Origin of the sequence: Azospirillum sp. TSH100 (assembly GCF_004923295.1) — a bacterium.
Classification (GTDB): Bacteria; Pseudomonadota; Alphaproteobacteria; order Azospirillales; family Azospirillaceae; genus Azospirillum.
In genome coordinates this window covers 510140-528550 of the sequence record NZ_CP039636.1, presented here as the reverse complement: position 1 = coordinate 528550, position 18411 = coordinate 510140, and the positions used below count along the sequence as shown (strand labels likewise).

At 65.9% G+C, this 18411-nt stretch carries 17 protein-coding genes and 1 pseudogene; 15 read left to right on the top strand and 3 right to left on the bottom strand.

The window, feature by feature from the left end; genetic code table 11:
• From E6C72_RS19980 to E6C72_RS19940, 9 genes and pseudogenes are all read left to right on the top strand, one after another.
• The gene (locus E6C72_RS19980; protein ID WP_109865224.1) at positions 1–1038 is read left to right on the top strand and encodes a hypothetical protein; all 1038 of its coding nucleotides are present in this window, start codon (positions 1–3) and stop codon (positions 1036–1038) included.
• A gap of 311 nt (positions 1039–1349) precedes the next feature.
• Entirely contained in the window at positions 1350–1820 is a 471-nt protein-coding gene (locus E6C72_RS19975) for an SUF system Fe-S cluster assembly regulator (RefSeq protein ID WP_109865223.1), read from the top strand.
• A gap of 45 nt (positions 1821–1865) precedes the next feature.
• A complete protein-coding gene (sufB, locus tag E6C72_RS19970; protein ID WP_109865222.1) occupies positions 1866–3350 on the top strand; it encodes a Fe-S cluster assembly protein SufB in 1485 nt (494 codons plus the stop codon).
• A gap of 157 nt (positions 3351–3507) precedes the next feature.
• Positions 3508–4197, top strand: a pseudogene (sufC, locus tag E6C72_RS19965) (Fe-S cluster assembly ATPase SufC); the annotation flags it as partial.
• On the top strand, positions 4197–5579 hold the full coding sequence (gene sufD, locus E6C72_RS19960) for a Fe-S cluster assembly protein SufD (RefSeq protein WP_247876137.1): 1383 nt from the start codon (positions 4197–4199) through the stop codon (positions 5577–5579). The pseudogene sufC and the gene sufD, both read left to right, overlap by 1 nt.
• A gap of 2 nt (positions 5580–5581) precedes the next feature.
• A complete protein-coding gene (locus tag E6C72_RS19955; protein ID WP_109865220.1) occupies positions 5582–6844 on the top strand; it encodes a cysteine desulfurase in 1263 nt (420 codons plus the stop codon).
• Complete coding sequence (gene sufU / locus E6C72_RS19950) at positions 6841–7308, top strand: Fe-S cluster assembly sulfur transfer protein SufU (protein ID WP_109865219.1); 468 nt, start codon at positions 6841–6843, stop codon at positions 7306–7308. The genes E6C72_RS19955 and sufU overlap by 4 nt, the downstream gene beginning before the upstream one ends.
• Before the next feature lie 16 nt (positions 7309–7324).
• Complete coding sequence (locus tag E6C72_RS19945) at positions 7325–7780, top strand: iron-sulfur cluster assembly protein (RefSeq protein WP_109865218.1); 456 nt, start codon at positions 7325–7327, stop codon at positions 7778–7780.
• Between the two features lie 22 nt (positions 7781–7802).
• Positions 7803–8147, top strand: a complete 345-nt coding sequence (locus E6C72_RS19940; protein WP_109865217.1) for an iron-sulfur cluster assembly accessory protein — start codon at positions 7803–7805, stop codon at positions 8145–8147.
• A 46-nt stretch (positions 8148–8193) separates the two neighbouring features.
• Here E6C72_RS19940 and E6C72_RS19935 read toward each other — a convergent pair whose 3' ends face one another.
• Positions 8194–9084, bottom strand: coding sequence for a pirin family protein (locus E6C72_RS19935; protein ID WP_109865216.1), 891 nt, complete (start codon positions 9082–9084; stop codon positions 8194–8196).
• Positions 9085–9117: 33 nt separating this feature from the next.
• Positions 9118–9444 carry an antibiotic biosynthesis monooxygenase gene (locus E6C72_RS19930; protein ID WP_109865215.1) on the bottom strand — a complete coding sequence of 109 codons (327 nt, stop codon included), beginning with the start codon at positions 9442–9444 and terminating at the stop codon, positions 9118–9120.
• Between the two features lie 473 nt (positions 9445–9917).
• On the opposite strand from E6C72_RS19930, the gene E6C72_RS19925 reads away from it, so the two are divergent.
• Positions 9918–12911, top strand: coding sequence for an MASE3 domain-containing protein (locus E6C72_RS19925; protein WP_109865214.1), 2994 nt, complete (start codon positions 9918–9920; stop codon positions 12909–12911).
• A gap of 25 nt (positions 12912–12936) precedes the next feature.
• Here the strand turns inward: E6C72_RS19925 and E6C72_RS19920 are convergent, their stop codons facing one another.
• Positions 12937–14046, bottom strand: coding sequence for a branched-chain amino acid ABC transporter substrate-binding protein (locus E6C72_RS19920; RefSeq protein ID WP_109865245.1), 1110 nt, complete (start codon positions 14044–14046; stop codon positions 12937–12939).
• 255 nt (positions 14047–14301) lie between these two features.
• Between E6C72_RS19920 and E6C72_RS19915 the strand changes: the two genes are divergently transcribed.
• The 5 genes from E6C72_RS19915 to E6C72_RS19895 all read left to right on the top strand — a co-directional run bounded on the left by E6C72_RS19915 (position 14302) and on the right by E6C72_RS19895 (position 18369).
• Positions 14302–15105, top strand: a complete 804-nt coding sequence (locus E6C72_RS19915) for an IclR family transcriptional regulator (protein WP_109865213.1) — start codon at positions 14302–14304, stop codon at positions 15103–15105.
• On the top strand, positions 15102–16124 hold the full coding sequence (locus tag E6C72_RS19910) for a 2-dehydro-3-deoxygalactonokinase (RefSeq protein ID WP_247882149.1): 1023 nt from the start codon (positions 15102–15104) through the stop codon (positions 16122–16124). The genes E6C72_RS19915 and E6C72_RS19910 overlap by 4 nt, the downstream gene beginning before the upstream one ends.
• Positions 16121–16774: a 2-dehydro-3-deoxy-6-phosphogalactonate aldolase gene (locus tag E6C72_RS19905; protein WP_109865211.1), complete on the top strand. Its 654-nt coding sequence runs from the start codon at positions 16121–16123 to the stop codon at positions 16772–16774. Before E6C72_RS19910 ends, E6C72_RS19905 begins: the two co-directional genes overlap by 4 nt.
• Before the next feature lie 90 nt (positions 16775–16864).
• Positions 16865–17392 carry an isoprenylcysteine carboxyl methyltransferase family protein gene (locus E6C72_RS19900; protein ID WP_109865210.1) on the top strand — a complete coding sequence of 176 codons (528 nt, stop codon included), beginning with the start codon at positions 16865–16867 and terminating at the stop codon, positions 17390–17392.
• 77 nt (positions 17393–17469) lie between these two features.
• Positions 17470–18369 carry an MBL fold metallo-hydrolase gene (locus tag E6C72_RS19895; protein WP_109865209.1) on the top strand — a complete coding sequence of 300 codons (900 nt, stop codon included), beginning with the start codon at positions 17470–17472 and terminating at the stop codon, positions 18367–18369.
• Positions 18370–18411: the final 42 nt, after the last annotated feature.

Genomic DNA, 18411 nt, shown 5'->3' with positions numbered 1-18411 from the left:
ATGACGGACGACGATCGTCAATCCAAGGATCTAGACGCCCTTGAGGGCGACATCCGCGCCAGCCGCGCGCGCATCGGCGGCACCGTCGAGGCGCTGCGCGACCGCACATCCCGTCTGCGCGACAGTCTGACGCGGTGGTCCCCCCAATCCCTGATGGAGACTTCCATGAAGCACACCTACTCGCCCTCGACGCCGGACACCCCGTCCCAGCGCGCGCACCTGCATCAGAGCGATCGCCCCCAAAGCGATCGCTATGAAAGCGGCCAGACCGTCCATTACAAGCGCCAGCAGTCCCAATCGTTGGGCTCCATCCTGAGCAGCATGACCAGCAACCCGATCCCGCTGGCGCTGGTCGGCATCGGGCTCGGCTGGCTGGCCCTGTCCGGCACCGGCTACGACCGCCGCATCGCCCGGTCCAGCACCATGCGCAACGCCCGCCACCGCATGGGCGACGCCGTGGACTACGCCCGCGAATCGCTGAGCGGCGCCACCGACAGCGTCCGCAACGCCGCCAGTTCGGCCTACGACAGCGCCTCGGGCGCGGTCAGCTCCGCCTACGACAGCGCGTCAGGCACCGTCAGCGGCATGATGGGCGGGTCGGACAACGACCATCCGTCGGGCCGGAGTGACCTGCATAACCAGCGCCAGTCGCAGGGCTATGTCAGCCGCGGCATGTCGCGCCTGTCCTCGATGACGCCGTCGACCGACCATCTGCGCCACCGCGCACACGACATGTCGACCGGCTTCTGGGATCTCGTCGAGGATCACCCCATCGTCGCCGGCGCCATGGGCGTGGCGCTGGGTGCCGCCATCGGTGCCGCCCTGCCGGGCACCCGCTATGAGAACCAGTGGGTCGGCGACTATGCCGACGAGGCGACCGAGCGTGCCAAGTCCATCGCCATGGACGCGCTGGACCGCGGCACCCGCGCCGCCCAGGCGGCCGCCCAGACCGTGGTCGAGTCGGCCAAGGAGGACGTCCGCGACGTCGTGTCGGAGGCCACCAACGCCGCCCGCGAGGAAGTGAAGAAGCCGGGCTGATCCCCGGCTCGCACCGTCTCGCACCAACCCCGCGCCGCTCCCGGCGCGGGGTTTTCCGCATTTGGGGAAGCTTCGCCCCCCGCGACAAACCGCCGCACCACGTCCCGATACCCGCGGCTTGGCAGTGGCGCGACGGCAGGCACCGCGCTATAACCAACTTGCGTTGATGGGTATTGTCGGCGCATCAGCCATGCAAGACTGCGAAAGCCGCGGAAACCCTGCACTTTAATCGACAAACGCCCCTTGCCCCCCGGAGCAATCAGGACTAAATTGGTCCTGTATTCGAAACCGGGGTGAAACGGGGTGCGGGCATGATCCGGCTGAGCAAGCTGACCGACTATGCCATCGTCGTGTTGAGCGAGATGGCGCGCCAGGTCGGCACGGTCCATACCGTCGCCCATCTCGCCGACCGCACCGGCGTTCCGGCTCCCACCGTCGCCAAGCTGATGAAGGCGATGACCCCGGCGGGGCTCACCACCTCGCAACGGGGGGCCGCCGGCGGTTATGCGCTGAGCCGCCCCGCCGACGCAATCTCCATCGCGGAAATCATCACGGCGCTCGACGGTCCCATCGCGCTGACCGCCTGCGTCGACGGCGCCGACAGCCAATGCGGGGTGGAGCAACTTTGCCCCATGCGCGGCGGTTGGGAAAAGGTGAACCGCGCCATCCGCAACGCGCTGGAGGAGGTGACGCTGGCCGACATGATGGCCCCCATCACCTTCCCGGCCCCGGCAGCCGCAACGAACTCCACTGCCGCCCAGCCGGCCCGCCCTGCGCACTGAACGGCGCGCATCGAACAGCATTCTTGAGAAGGACGAGGCAAAGCCATGGCCGCCCAACCGGAAACCGTCGAGCAGGTCCGCGCCGTCACGGAGCAGAAGTACAAGTACGGCTTCACGACCGACATCGAGGCCGACGTCGCGCCGAAGGGCCTGAACGAGGACATCGTCCGCTTCATCTCCGCCAAGAAGGAGGAGCCGGAGTGGCTGCTGGAGTGGCGCCTGAAGGCGTTCCGCGTCTGGCAGACGATGGAGGAACCGGAATGGGCCGCCGTCAGCTTCCCGCCGATCGACTATCAGGACGCGCATTACTATGCCGCGCCGAAAAAGAAGGCCGGGCCGAAGTCGCTGGACGAGGTCGATCCCGAACTGCTGAAGACCTACGAGAAGCTGGGCATCCCCCTGCGTGAGCAGGAGATCCTGGCCGGCGTCGAAGGGTCGGAAGGCAAGAGCCCGGCCATCGCCGTCGACGCCGTGTTCGACAGCGTGTCGGTCGCCACCACCTTCAAGGCGAAGCTGGAGGAGATGGGCATCATCTTCTGCGCGATCTCCGAAGCGGTGCAGAAGCACCCGGAGCTGGTGAAGAAGTATCTCGGCTCGGTGGTGCCCTACACCGACAACTATTATGCGACGCTGAACTGCGCGGTCTTCACCGACGGCAGCTTCGTCTACATCCCCAAGGGCGTGCGCTGCCCGATGGAGCTGTCGACCTATTTCCGCATCAACCAGGCCAACACCGGCCAGTTCGAGCGGACGCTGATCATCGCCGACGAGGGCGCCTACGTCAGCTATCTGGAAGGCTGCACGGCGCCCAAGCGCGACGAGAACCAGCTCCACGCGGCGGTGGTCGAGCTGGTGGCGATGGATGACGCGACCATCAAATATTCGACGGTCCAGAACTGGTATCCCGGCAACGAAGAGGGCGTCGGCGGCATCTACAACTTCGTCACCAAACGTGGCGCCTGCCGCGGCAAGAACTCAAAGATCTCGTGGACGCAGGTCGAGACCGGCTCGGCGATCACCTGGAAATATCCGAGCTGCATCCTGCAGGGCGACAATTCGGTGGGCGAATTCTATTCGGTCGCCATCACCAACAACTTCCAGCAGGCCGACACCGGCACCAAGATGATCCACATCGGCAAGAACACCCGCAGCACAATCGTGTCGAAGGGCATCTCGGCCGGCAAGGCGCAGCAGACCTACCGCGGCCTCGTGAAAATCCTGCCGAAGGCGGAGGGTGCGCGCAACCACACCCAGTGCGACAGCCTGCTGATCGGCGACAAGTGCGGCGCCCACACCGTCCCCTACATCGAGAGCCGCAACCGCTCAGCCCGCATCGAGCATGAGGCGACGACGGCCAAGATCAGCGAGGACCAGCTGTTCTATTGCCGCCAGCGCGGCATCTCGGAAGAGGACGCGGTGTCGCTGATCGTCAACGGCTTCTGCAAGGAGGTCCTTAAGGAACTCCCGATGGAATTCGCCGTGGAGGCCCAGAAGCTGGTGGGCATCAGCCTGGAAGGCAGCGTGGGCTAAGGGCATCTCCCTCCCGCCCACCGAAGGACAACCGACAGAACGTGAAGACCGGACGGCGTGCCGGCGGCCTGAAGAAGACAACGAGGCGAAGACGATGATCGAAATCAAGAACCTGCACGCCACCGTGGACGGCAAGGAAATCCTCAAGGGCGTCGACCTGACGATCCGCCCGGGCGAGGTCCATGCCATCATGGGGCCGAACGGCGCCGGCAAGAGCACGATGTCCTACGTCCTCGCCGGCCGCGACGGCTACGAGGTCACGGAAGGGTCGGTCACCTATTACGGCAAGGACCTGCTGGCGATGGAGCCGGAGGAGCGGGCCGCCGAAGGCGTCTTCCTCGCCTTCCAGTATCCGGTGGAAATCCCCGGCGTCGGCAACACCACCTTCCTCAAGACCGCGATCAACGCGATCCGCAAGTATCGCGGCGAGAAGGAACTGGACGCCATGCAGTTCCTCAAGCTGATCCGCGAGAAGACCAAGGCTCTCGGCATGACCGACGAGATGCTGAAGCGTGCGGTCAATGTCGGCTTCTCCGGCGGCGAGAAGAAGCGCAACGAGACCCTCCAGATGGCAGTCCTTGAGCCGAAATTCGCCATCCTCGACGAGACCGACAGCGGGCTGGACATCGACGCGCTGAAGATCGTCGCCGAGGGCGTCAACGCGCTGCGCTCCCCGGAGCGCTCGATGCTGGTCATCACCCATTACCAGCGCCTGCTCGACTACATCGTCCCCGATTATGTCCACGTTCTGGCCGCCGGCCGCATCGTGAAGTCGGGCGGCAAGGAACTGGCGCTGGAGCTGGAGAAGAACGGCTACCGCGACTTCGGCGCGAGCGAGGCGGCGTGATGACGGCACACCATTCCCCGCTCCACCCCATGACCTACTCGACGCGCGGTGCCGATCCGGCGACGGCGCCGGCCTTCCTGGCCCCGCTCGACCAGATGGGCGCCGGCCTGCCCGGCAGCGGCCTGTCCTGGCTGACCGAGTTGCGCGCCGCCGGCCGCGAGCGCTTCGCCGCCGTCGGCCTGCCGACGATCAGGAACGAGAGCTGGCGCTACACCAACCTGCGCGATCTCGCCAAGACCAGCTTCCAGCCGGCCGCCCCGGCGGCGGCCATCATCGACCTACTGCCGACCGTGCGGGCCGAGGGGCAGGACGGTCCGCGTCTGGTCTTCGTCGACGGCCGCTTCCGCGCCGACCTGTCGTCGGTCGAGGGCCTCCCGCCGGGTGTGGACCTGCTGAGCATCGCCGCGGCGCTCAACAGCCATGGCGATCTGCTGGCCGACCATATCGGCCGCCTCGCCGCGGCGGACGACCGTCCCCTGGTCGCGCTGAACAGCGCCTATCTCGCCGACGGCCCGGTCCTGCATGTGCCGGCCGGCGTCCAGGTCGAGCGTCCCATCGAACTGGTCTTCGTCTCGGTCGGATCGGAGGCGCAGGCGACCTCCTGCCACCCGCGCAGCCTGCTGATCGCGGAGGCAGGCTCCAAGGCGGTGGTGATCGAACATCATGTCGGCCGTGGCGCCGGCACGACGCTGGCGAACCCCACATTGGCGAACCACGTCACCGAGGTCTTCGTCGGCGAGGGCGCCACCCTGCATCATTACAAGTCGCAACGCGACGGGGCCGGCGCCATCCACCTGTCGCACATCGCGGCGACGGTGGCGACCGGCGGCTGCTACGACAATTTCATCCTGACGACCGGTGCGAAGCTGTCGCGCAACGAGGTGGTCAGCCGCCTGGATGGCACCGACGCGCGGACGCATGTCAGCGGCGGCTATCTGGTCCGCGGCAGCCAGCATGCCGACACCACCACGCTGATCGTCCACGCCAAGCCCAACGGCACCAGCCGCGAGGTCTACAAGGGCGTCATCGGCGACACGGCGCGCGCGGTGTTCCAGGGCAAGATCACCGTCTGCCCGGACGCCCAGAAGACCGACGGCTATCAGCTGAACCGCGCCCTGCTGCTGTCCGACGGCGCCGAGATCGACAGCAAGCCGGAACTGGAAATCCACGCCGACGACGTGAAGTGCAGCCACGGCTGCACCGCGGGCGAGTTGGACGACGATGCGCTGTTCTACCTGCGCGCCCGCGGCATCGACCGCGACACCGCCCAGGGCCTGCTGATCGGCGCCTTCCTGTCGGAATCCCTTGAGGAAATCGCCGAAGAGTCGATCCGCGACGCCTTCCAGGGGATCGTGGCCGGCTGGCTGGAGGAGCAGAAGTAACCATGTCCGATGCCATCCTGAACCAAGCCTACGACGTGCAGCGGGTGCGGGAGGATTTTCCCATCCTCGCCCGCAGCGTCCACGCCAGGAAGGGAAAGCCCGGCAAGCCGCTGGTCTATCTGGACAGCGGGGCGTCCGCCCAGAAGCCGCGTCAGGTCATCCAGGCCATGACCCGCTTCCTGGAGGAGGATTACTCCAACATCCACCGCGGCGTGCATTTCCTGTCGCAGACCGCGACCGACCAGTTCGAGGCGGTGCGCACCAAGGTCGCGCGCTTCCTGAACGCGCCGAACGACCGCTGCATCGTCTTCACCCGCAGCTCGACCGAGGCGATCAACCTCGTCGCCAGCAGCTATGGGCGGACCTTCCTGAACGAAGGCGACGAGGTCATCCTGTCGATCATGGAGCATCACGCGAACATCGTTCCGTGGCAGTTGCTCCAGGCCGAGAAGAAGATCGTCATCAAGGTCGTGCCCTGTGACGAGGACGGCGTCCTCGACATGGACGCCTACCGCAGCCTGCTGTCCGACCGCACCAGGCTGGTGGCGATCACCCACTGCTCCAACGTGCTGGGCACCGTCACCCCGGCCAAGACCATCGCCAGGCTGGCGCATGAGTGTGGCGTGCCCGTCCTGTTCGACGGCAGCCAGGCGGTGGTGCACGGCACGGTCGACGTGCAGGACATCGACGCCGACTTCTACGTCTTCACCGCGCATAAGCTTTATGGCCCGACCGGCCTCGGCGTGCTCTACGGCAAGTACGACCTGCTGAAGAAGATGCCCCCCTACCAGGGCGGCGGCGACATGATCGAGAGCGTCAGCTTCGAAGGCACCACCTTCAAGGCTCCGCCGTCGCGCTTCGAGGCCGGTACCCCGCCGATCACCGAGGTCATCGGCCTGGGCGCCGCCATCGACTATGTCAAGGCGCTGGGCCGCGACGCCATCGCCGCGCACGAGCATGACCTGCTGCAATACGCCACCCAGCAGCTGTCGCAGGTCGAAGGGCTGCGCATCGTCGGTACCGCCCCCGGCAAGGGGCCGATCATCTCCTTCGCACTGGAGGGGGTGCACCCGCACGACGTCGGCACCATCGTCGACCAGTATGGCGTCGCCGTGCGCGTCGGCCGCCATTGCGCCGAGCCGCTGGCCGAGCGTTTCGGCGTCGGACCGACCGTTCGCGCCTCGTTCGGCCTCTACAACACCCGGGAGGAGGCCGACGCCCTCGTCCAGTCCCTCCAAGCGGTCAAGGAGTTCTTCGGAGCATGATGGACGATCTGCGCGAGCTGTATCAGGAAGTGATCCTGGACCACGGCAAGAATCCCCGCAACTTCCGCCATCCCGACGACGCCAATCGCGAGGCGAAGGGTGAGAACCCGATGTGCGGCGACCGCTTCATGGTCTATCTGACCCTGAAGGACGGGGTGGTGGACGATGTGGCCTTCCAGGGTCGCGGCTGCGCCATCTCCACCGCCAGCGCCTCGATGATGACCGAGCTGGTGCATGGCAAGACGGCGGCGGAGGCGGAAAAGCTGTTCCACGCCTTCCACGAGCTGTGCACCCAGGACGAACCCGACATCCCCGAGGGTGTCGATGACGAGACCATGGAAAAGCTGATGGTGATGTCCGGCGTGCGCCAGTTCCCGGTGCGGGTGAAATGCGCGACGTTGGCTTGGCACGCAATGAATGCGGCCCTCCACGGCGAGGCCGCGGCCTCCAGCGACCAGTATTGAGGCAAGGGGAATCGACATGCCCGATGAAGCCCTGACCCAACGCCCGATGGCTCCCAATCCGGCTGAAGCCGAGGCGCAGCTGAAGGCGGAAGCCGCGACCCAGGCGACCACGGAGGAGTCCAAGGACTTCGCTCCGATGCCGAAGCCGCCCGAAGGCTACGACCCGCGGGAAGAGTTGATGGACCGTGTCGTTGCGGCCATCAAGACCTGCTACGACCCGGAAATCCCGGTCGACATCTGGGAACTTGGTCTGGTCTACCGTGTGGACATGGATGGTCAGCGCAATGTCGAGATTGATATGACGTTGACCAGCCCCATGTGTCCGGTGGCCGGCGAACTGCCGGAGCAGGTGCGTCAGGCCGTGCTGGGCGTCGAGGACGTCAACGAGGTCAAGATCGAGCTGGTGTGGGAGCCCCCGTGGCACCAGGGCATGATGTCCGAGGAAGCCCGCCTGCAACTGGATATGTTCTGAGCCGTATTAGGAGACCGTCACCATGGCCCGTTCCCTCCCCAAGGCGCTCACGATCACCGACGCCGCCGCGGAGCGCGTCAAGGCGCTGATGTCAAAGGCCACCGACGACATGGTCGGCCTGCGCATCGGCGTGAAGGCGCGCGGCTGCTCCGGCCTCAGCTACGACGTTCAGTATGCCAAGGAGAAGATGAAGTTCGACGAGGTGGTGGAGGACAAGGGAGTCACCATCCTGATCGACCCGGCCGCCGTCATGTTCCTGATCGGCAGCGAGATGGACTATGTCGACGACAAGTTCCAGACCGGCTTCGTCTTCAAGAACCCCAACGAGAAGGGCCGCTGCGGCTGCGGCGAGAGCTTCCACGTTTGATCGTTGGTGACGCCCTCTCCCGCCCTGGGAGAGGGAGAATCCCCCCTCAAGACATCGGATTTGCCGGCTTCGGCATCTCCGGCAGCGGGATGAACTCGCCGTTGTCGAGATCCGGCAGTTTCATCCGCCCGGCCCGCCAATCCGCCTTCGCCTGCTCGATCCGCTCCTTCGACGACGATACGAAGTTCCAGTCGATGAAGCGCTGCCCCAGCGGCTCGCCGCCGATCGCCATCACGATGGCCTGCGTCGCCGCAGTCAGATCCGCCGGGTGCCCCGAGGCGAAGACCACCATCCGCCCCGCCTCGAAGCGCTGTCCGTCGACCTCCACCGCGCCCGCCACCACATAGGCGGCGCGCTGCCAGCCCTCCTCCGGCAAGGACACGTGGACACCGGGGGCGAGATCCCAATGAATGTAGAACAGGGGTGAATGGGTCTTCACCCCGGCCTTTGCCCCAAAGGCCTCGCCCGCAACCAGCCGGCCGCGCACGCCTCCCTCCTCGAACAGCGGCAGATCGCCGGTGCCGTAATGGGCGAAGGCCGGGTCGGTCTCCTCATCCGCCTCCGGCAGGGCGACCCAGGCCTGGATGCCGTGCATCGCTCCGCCCTCCATCCGGGCGCGCTCGAAGCGCTCCGAATGGGTGATGCCTCGCCCGGCGGTCATCCAGTTCACCTCACCCGGCCGGATCGGCTGTTCGGACCCCACGCTGTCGCGGTGCATGATCTCGCCCTCGAACAGGTAGGTGACGGTGGAAAGGCCGATGTGCGGGTGCGGGCGCACGTCGACGTCGCGGGGAAGGCCCGGCTGGAAATCGACCGGTCCCATATGGTCGAAGAAGACGAAGGGGCCGACCATCCGGCGCTGAACGAAGGGCAGAACACGCCCGACCTCAAAACCGCCAAGGCTCTTGCGGCGCTGTTCGATCACCAGATCCAGCATGGCTATTCCTCCCGAGGTTCACGTGTTCTGGGTTCAGGCGTTCGGATCGCGCGGCACGGTCTGGATGACCTCGAATCCCTCAAACTCCGGCGGTCCGACATAAAGCGGCTTGCGGGCACCCGCGTTGCCATGGGCATTGCGGAACGCTTCCGACCGCGTCCAGTCCAGGAACGCCGCTTCCGATTCCCACACGGTGTGGGAGGAATAGAGCCGGTATTCCTCCCGGTCCGGTCCCCGCAGCATGTGGAACTCGACGAAGCCCGGCACCTTGTGCAGATGCACCTCGCGGTTCAGCCAGACCTCCTCGAACTCCTGTTCGGCCCCATGGCGGACCTTGAAACGGTTCATCGCGATGAACATGCGGCTTTCCTCATGCTTCCTGGCCGACAGGCCCGTTCCGGTCGAGGATAGAGGTTGGGAGCAGCGGCCGGCAATCAAGCAGATGCAGCCTTGCCGAATGGCCGGACCGCCGCGCGCCCGGAGCGCTGGCGCAGCCGGATTTGCAAATATCATCAGTGGTTTGGAACCTGTTTTCTCGGACACCCCACAGGCGCTCCATGGGTTGGGATAAGATGCGGACCGACTTGCCCCGCCGCGGACAGCCCCACATTCCCGAAACCCGGCTTTCTCCGCTCACTGCCGTCCCGTCAGCTCTTTCCTTCCGCCGAATGGACGGTGGAACACAATCCAAAAAAGGTTCCACAGTGTTTCAAACGTGCAGCCGGTAAGGGTCAGCCGTGTATGGACGGCCAATGACGTTAAGCTCTAATATACGCAAAAGAGGTACAACGACCGCGGGCCGGGCGACCGGTCCAGTGGCCGGGGGGATCGAAATGACTGCAACAGTCCCGATGCGGACAGGAGCGGCGCAAGGCCGCGTGAAGCCGCCCGGCGCCATCGCAACATTGCTGACCCTTGTGGTTCCCTTCCTTCTGCTTCTGGAGGCCTCCCGCTTTTCCGGTGCGATGGAGCTGGCGCACTACCTGCCACTGCACAGCTTCTTCGAGATGTTCTCGATCTCCGTCGCCACGCTGATCTTCGCCATCGGCTGGCATTCCCACACCGACGAGACGCCGCCGGCCCTGCTGGCACTGTCCACCGGCTTCCTCGGGATAGCGCTGCTCGATTTCGGGCATCTGCTGTCCTATGCCGGGATGCCGGATTTCGTAACGCCATCCAGCCCGGAAAAGGCCATCGCCTTCTGGCTCGGCGCCCGGCTGATGGCGGCGCTGGCGCTGCTGATGGCGGCTTTGCTGCCCTGGCGGGCGGGGTCCGCGCCGATGTTGCGCTACCCGCTGATGGGTGCGGTTCTGCTGACGACCGCGGCGATCTTCTGGATGGTGCTGTGGCATCCCGACCTGCTGCCGCGCACTTATGTGGACGGACAAGGACTGACGCCGCTTAAGGTGGCGGCCGAATATGGGCTCGTCCTGCTCTATGCCGGGGCTGCCCTGATCTTTTACCGCCGCCGGCGCGACGCCCGCACGCTGGATGTCCACCGCTTGGTGATCGCCGCCGTCGCCATTGCGATCAGCGAACTGTGCTTCACGCTCTATCTCAGCGTCTACGACCTCGCCAACGTTGCCGGGCATGTCTACAAGGTCATCGGCTACTGGTATCTCTACCGCGCGGTGTTCGTCACCGCAGTCCATCACCCCTATGACGCCCTGCACCACTCCCAGCGCGACCTCTGGCGGGAGAAGGAGCAGGCGCGCGTTACCCTGCTGTCGATCGGCGACGGGCTGATCGCCACCGACACCGGTGGCCGGGTCACCCTGATGAACCCGGTGGCGGAACGGCTGACCGGCTGGATGGGAACCGAGGCCACCGGGCGGCCGATCGCCGACGTGTTCGACATCGAGAATGCCGAAACCGGGGAACGGGTGCCGGTGCCGGTCCAGCAGGTGCTGGAAAACGGCGCAATGGTCGGTCTCGCCAATCACACCGTGCTGGTGGCGCGCGGCGGAACCCGCAGCCACATCGCCGACATGGCCTCCCCCATCCGCGACCGCGACGGCACGCTGCATGGCGTCGTCATGGTCTTCCAGGACGTCACCGAGACCTATGCCAGCCGGGAAGCGCTGAAGGACAGCCTGTCGCTGAACACCGGCATTCTGGAAAGTGCCGCCTGCGGCATCATCGCCACCACGCTCGATGGCGTCGTCCGTGTCTTCAACCGCGAGGCGGAGCGCATCTTCGGCTATCCGGCGGCGGAGATGATCGGCACCGCCGACCTGCCGCGCCTGTATGACCGGGACGAGCTGCGCGCCCATGCCGACGGTCTCGCCATCGAACTCGACCGTCCGGTCGAGGCCGATTTCGCGGCACTGGTCGCCCGCACCCGCTGCAGCGGCCGGCCGGAGACCGGGGAATGGACCGGCTTGCGCAAAAACGGTGCCCGCATCTCGGTCTCGACGGTCACCAGCGTTCTTCGCGACAGCGGCAATGCTGTTCGCGGCTACCTGACCGTGGTGATGGACATCACCGAGAGAAAGCGGGCGGAGCGTCAGATCGAAAGTCTCGCCTATTACGACCCGCTGACCAACCTGCCGAACCGCCGTCTGCTGCTGGAGCATCTCGACGTTCATCTACGGGCGGCCCGGCAGAGCGGACGGTGCGGCGCGCTGATGTTTCTCGATCTTGATGATTTCAAGGGATTGAACGACGCCCGCGGCCACATTGCCGGCGATGCGCTGCTGCGCGAACTCGCGGCGCGGCTCACCGCCACCCTGCGCAAGGGCGATGTTGTCAGCCGGCTGAGCGGCGACGAGTTCGTCATCCTGCTGCCCGACCTCGGCGAAACGGTGGTCGAAGCCGCCGCGATTGCCTGGCGTGTGGCGGAAAAGCTCCGGCTGGTCGTCGCCGAGCCCTTCCGTCTCGACTGCTGCGAACACAGCATCTTCGCCAGCATCGGCCTGACGGTCTTCCCCAAGACGCCGGACGAGTCGGTGGAGGATCTGCTGAAGCAGGCGGATACCGCCATGTACGCTGCCAAGGATGGCGGGCGGAACACCATCCGCGACTATGATCCGGCGATGCTGGTGGATGCCCAGGCCCGTCTGCTGCTGCTGCAGGACCTGCGCAAGGCGATCGATGCGGGGGAATTCACCCTGTTCCTCCAGCCGCAGACCCGCGCCGACGGCACGCTGGTGGCGGCGGAGGCGCTGATCCGCTGGCAGCATCCGCAGCGCGGCTTCGTCGCCCCCGGCGCCTTCATCGCGGTGGCGGAGGAATCGGGCCTGATCCTGCCGCTGGGCGACTGGATTCTGATGGAAGCCTGCCATGTGCTGCGCCGGCTGGCTGATGCCGGCAGCGACTGCCACCTGTCGGTCAACATCAGTCCGCGCCAGTTCCGCCAGCAGACATTCTGCGCCGGCGTCATCAGCGCTCTGCGCGCCACCCGCACCGACCCGCGCCGCCTGACGCTGGAGATCACCGAAGGCATCGCGGTGGGCGACTGCGCCGACACCGTCGCCAAAATGTCGGAGCTTGCCGCCTTCGGCGTCTCCTTCTCGCTGGACGATTTCGGCACCGGCTTCTCTTCGCTGTCCTACCTGACGCGGCTGCCGGTGGGAGAAATCAAGATCGACCGCTCCTTCGTCCAGGATGTCGACAGCAACAGCCATAATGCCGTGCTGGTGGAAACCATGCTGTCGATCGCCAGCCGCCTGGGCCTGAAGGCGGTGGCGGAAGGGGTGGAGACCACGGCGGAGCGGGATTTCCTGAAAGATTGTGGCTGCACGATCTTCCAGGGCTACTACTTCGACCGGCCGATGTCCGTCGAAGATTTCATCAACAAATACGCAAGAGAACCGGCCCACGCATGAAAACGGGGCCGGCCTTCCGGATGCTTTACTTCTGGGCCAACATCTTGGGCTGGCCATTGCTCCAGATATACATGACATAATTCGGCTTGGTGATATCGCCCTTCTTGTCGAACTCCACCGAACCGACGACCGTGTCATAGCTGCCGGAATGCAGGGTCTTGGCCAGCTTCCCGCTGTCGGCGCTGCCGGCCTTCTGCAAGCCTTCGGCGATCACCTGGACCGCGGCATAGCTGTAGAAGGCGAAGTTGCCCGGCTCCGGCAGGCCGGCCTTCTTGAAGGAGGCGATCAGCTCCTGCGCCTTGGGATCGCTCGCCGCCGACGGGCTGTCGGTGTACAGCGTGCCCTCGCCGGCGGGGCCGGTGATCGACCAGTATTCCTGATTGTTCAGGCCGTCACCGGCGATGAACTGCGGCTTCATCCCCTGCTCCTGTGCCTGACGGACGATCAGGCCCAGTTCCGGATGGTATCCGCCATAGTAAACGGCATCGACGCCCTTGTCCTTCAGGCTGGTGATCAGCGCCGAGAAGTCCTTCTCGCCGGCGGTGACCGACCCACGATAAGCGACCTTGCCGCCGGCCTTCTCCAGCGTCTCCACCACGACGTCGGCCAGCCCCTTGCCATAGGCCTGCTTGTCGTCGAGCACGGCGATGTTCTTGCCCTTGAAAGTCTGGGCCAGATAGGTGCCGGCAACCACGCCCTGCTGGTCGTCACGGCCGCAGACGCGGAAGATGTTCGGATGGCCCTTGGCGGTCAGCAGCGGGTTGGTGGCGGTCGGGGTGACCATCACCACGCCCTCCTCCTGGTAGACGTCGGCCGCCGGGATGCTGGCGCCGGAGCAGAGATGGCCAACCACGGCCGTCACCTTCTCGCGCACGAACTGATTGGCGACCGCCACCGCCTGACGCGGATCGCAGGCATCGTCGCCCACCTTCAGCACCAGCTTCTGGCCCAGCACGCCGCCCTTGGCGTTGATGTCCGCGACCGCCTGCTTGGCACCATACACCGACTGCTCGCCCAGCGCCGCGACCGGTCCGGTCGTCGCCGTGCCCAGGCCGATCACGATATCGGCCTGCGCCGTGCCGAAGCCGGCCAGCAGCGCCGTCGCGCTGACGAAGGAAAGGACGGTGAGACGCATGATTGGTTCTCCCAGGATGACCATTTTGTGCGGGACCATGTCCGCCGGCCCCGACATGTTTTCATTTCTGACCGATACGACAGGATTTTAAAAGGGCGATCATAGGTTTCGCAGCGCTCCGACAGCAGCCGCGACGGTTCGTCGCCATCAAAAATGGCTCACTATTTGAGCCATTGCAAAATTATTTGACACATTTTTCCTGCTGAGCCAGCATCCCGGCAAGTGGGCTCTGCGGAACGGGCAACAGGCGAAGCAATGGCGGTGACAGAGGTGGCGGAATCCGAGCACGAAAAGCCGCGGGGAACAGGAACGCAGACCCTGCTGCGCGGCCTGGCGCTGCTCGACTGCGTGGCTGCCGGAATCGGAGACGTCAAGGGAATCGCGGCCCGGCTGGGCACGCCGCGCAGCACAACCAACCGCATGCTCGCCAGTCTGGTGGCGGAAGGATATCTCCACCACATCCCGTACAAGGGCTATCTGCTGGGCCCGAAGCTGATCCAACTGGGCATGACGGCGTTGGAACAGCGTCCGCTGGTCGCCATCGCCCGCCCGCATCTAGAACAGCTTGCCCGGACCACCGGCGACACCATCCATCTTGGGGTGGAGGAGCATGGCGAGGTCTTTTACCTCGACAAGATCGCCGGCACCCGTGGGCTGGAGATGCGCTCCTGCACCGGACAACGGATGCCGCTCGCCTCCACCGGTCTGGGAAAGGCACTCATGCTGGGGATGCCACCGGACCGTTGGCCGGCACTCCATGCGCTGGCCCGCCCAGCCGGCTTGCGGGACGGCCGGCCACGTCCAGCCGGCTGGCTGGAATTCGAGGCGCAGATGAACCGCTACGTCGCCCAGGGCTGGGCGATGGATTTGGAAGAGAACGAACTCGGCATCCGCTGCGTGTCCGCACCGCTGCGCGATGGCCGGACGCAGGTGGTGGGGGCGATCAGCGTCGCCAGTGCCGTGCCTTATATGCCCGAAGACCGAATGGCCGCATTGGGACCACTGGTCCGCACGACGGCCGAGGCAATTTCCAAGGACCTGGGATGGACCGCTCCGTGACCTCCTCGAATGGACTTACCATCGGCGCTCCGGTGCTGATCGCGCTGGATTGGGGAACGTCGAGCCTGCGCGGCTTCCTGATGGACAGCTACGCCCGCATCCTCGCCGAACGGTCGAGCTCCCACGGCATCCAGAACCTGCCACAGCCCGGCGCCGCCGGCTTCGAGGCGGCGTTGACCGGTCTGTGCGGCGACTGGCTGGATGCCCACCCCGCCCTGCCGGTCGTGGCCGGCGGCATGGTCGGCAGCGCCCAGGGCTGGGTCGAGGCCCCCTATGTCGCCACACCGGCCGACGCCATGGTTCTGGCCAACAAATCGACCCACGTCATCATGGCGACCGGCCGCCGGGTCCTGATCGCACCGGGTGTGCTGCACGATCCTGCCGATGGCACTCCCGATGTGATGCGGGGAGAGGAGATCCAGATCGCCGGGGCGGTGGCGGAGAATGCGGGCTGGGGCCGCAACGCCTGCGTCGCCATGCCCGGCACCCATTCAAAATGGGTGCGGATCTCCGACGGCCGGATCACTGGCTTTACGACCTACATGACAGGCGAGCTGTTCGCGGTCCTGAAGACCCATTCTCTGCTCGGCCGCCTGATGCCGGCGGGAGTGGACGCCAAGGCGGAGGATGAGGAGGAGGCCTTCGCCATCGGCCTCCGCGCTGCCCAGTCCGCCGGACCGGGCGACCTGCCCCACCAGCTGTTCGCCACCCGCAGTTTGGGGCTGACGAAACGCCTGCCGGCGGAGGCGCTGGCGCATTACCTGTCGGGCCTGCTGATCGGGCACGAACTGCGGTCGGGATTGGCTCTGCTTGCGGAGATGTCGGCCGGCACGCCGCTGTTGCTGATCGGTGATCCGGGGCTTTGCCGCCGCTACACCCGCGGACTTGCCGCCTTCGGCATTACACCCACGGCGCAACTCGGCAATACCGCGCCGCGGGGACTGTTCCAGTTCGCCGCGGCTGCGGGACTGCTGCCATCGCTTTCGGCCAACTCCTCCAGCATCAAGAGCACACCATGACGCAACTTTCGCTTCCCGCCCGCTTCGACAGCGCCTTCGCCGCCCTGCCGCTGGTCGCCATCCTGCGTGGCCTGACCCCGGTGGAGGCGGAGCCCGCGGGACGTGCACTCTACGACGCCGGCTTCCGGCTGATCGAAGTGCCGTTGAATTCGCCCGATCCTTTCGACAGCATCGCCGCCATCCGCGACGCGCTGCCAAAGGATGCCTTGGTCGGGGCCGGAACCGTCCTGGCCCTTGATCAGGTCGATCAACTGGCCGACATCGGTGCCGATCTGGTGGTGATGCCGCATGCCGACACTGCGATCATCCGCGCTGCCAAGTCGCGGTCGATGATCTGCGTTCCCGGCGTCGCCACGGCGACGGAAGCTTTCGCGGCGCTTGCCGCCGGCGCCGACGCTCTGAAGCTGTTCCCGGCGGAACAGATCGCTCCGCCGATCGTGAAGGCCCTGCGCGCGGTCGTGCCGTACAGCGTGCGCCTGCTTCCCGTCGGCGGCATCACGCCGGACAATATGCGGCCTTACCGAGCGGCGGGTGCCGCCGGTTTCGGACTGGGCTCGGCCCTCTACAGCCCCGGCCTGCCGGTGGCGGAACTGGCCACCCGCGCCACACGCTTTGTCCAAGCCTGGGCGGCCGATTCTGCCAAGCAGTAGCCGCCACCGACCGATCTGCTATAAGGCGATGCTGGAGCGTCCGGCCATACTTGACCGGACGCACGGAAGCGGAATGGAAGGACAGAGGGTATGCCCGCCTACGTCATGCTGTTTGTGGCTGCCGCGCTGCTCCTCCGTCTGTCCACGCTTTATGTGTCGGTGAAGCATGAAAAGGCGCTGAAGCTGGCTGGCGCCACCGAATACGGCGCGGGCAACAGCGTAATGCTGGCACTGGCCCACACCGCTTTCTACATTGCCGCGATTGCCGAAGGCGCCCTACGCGCGGCGCCTTGGAACGACGCGCTTTCCTGGCTGGGTATGGGACTCTATGGGCTGGCCGCGCTGGCGCTGCTGGCCGTTATCCGCTCGCTCGGGCCGCTCTGGACGATCAAGATCATCGTCAGCCAGAGCCATCGGCTCGTCCGCAGCGGTCTGTTCCGGCTGGTCCGCCACCCGAACTACCTCCTCAACATCCTCCCGGAACTGGTTGGCTTCGCATTGGCCCTCAATGCGCCGGTGACACTGGTCATCGGCGTCCCACTTTACCTGATCCCGCTTTTCATCAGAGTTCGGCAGGAAGAGGCGGCAATGCGCCGTCATTTCAGCGACTACGCCTGACCGCAGGGAACATGGCGGCAGGACAAGCGCCACTCCCTGCTGTTGTCTGAAAGGACACAGGTGGGAGAGGAACGACCATGGCCCCGCAGATTCCGTTGTCGGAGGACAGCAGCGCGATCGACTTGGCGCTTGACGCATTGCGCGGCGACCACACGCACGAGATCGCAGCCGACCTCGCCTATCGGCGGCTCGGCATCGTCAATGTGGTGTTCTGGGGACCGCCGGGTGCCGGCGACCGCGGCTGGGTGCTGGTCGATGCCGGGCTGATCGGCACCAAGGGATTCATCCGCTCAGCCGCGGCGGAGCGGTTTGGCCGCGTCTCCCGGCCGGCGGCCATCGTCCTGACCCACGGCCATTTCGACCATGTCGGCGTGCTGGAGGATCTGGCGGAGGAATGGGATGCGCCGGTCTACGCCCACCCGCTGGAGCATCCCTATCTGAACGGTCAGGCCGCCTACCCGCCCGGCGATCCGTCGGTCGGCGGCGGGGCGATGGCGGCACTGGCACGCTTCTATCCGCGCAAGCCGGTGGATGTCGGAGCGCGCCTGCGCGCCCTGCCGGACGACGGCTCAGTGCCGGGGATGCCGGGATGGCGCTGGATACACACGCCGGGACACAGCGTCGGCCATGTCTCCTTCTGGCGGGAGCAGGACCGTTCGATGATCGTCGGTGACGCCTTCGTCACCACGGGCCAGGAATCGGTCTATGCAGTGGCGGTGCAGCGGGCCGAGATGCACGGGCCGCCAATGTATTTCACCGTCGAATGGGACAAGGCTCGGGAATCGGTCGCCCGGCTGGCGGCCCTGGAACCCGAACTGCTCATCGCCGGCCATGGGGAGCCGATGCGGGGTGCCGAAATGCGTGCCGCCCTGCACAAGCTGGCCGAAGAGTTCGACAGGATCGCCATCCCGCGGCGGGGGATCTATCTGGAAAAGCCGTCGCGGGCGGAGGACCGCAGCGCCTATTGCGCACCCTGAAGCTCCAGAGTGACGAAAAACCCCGCCGGATCGCTCCGGCGG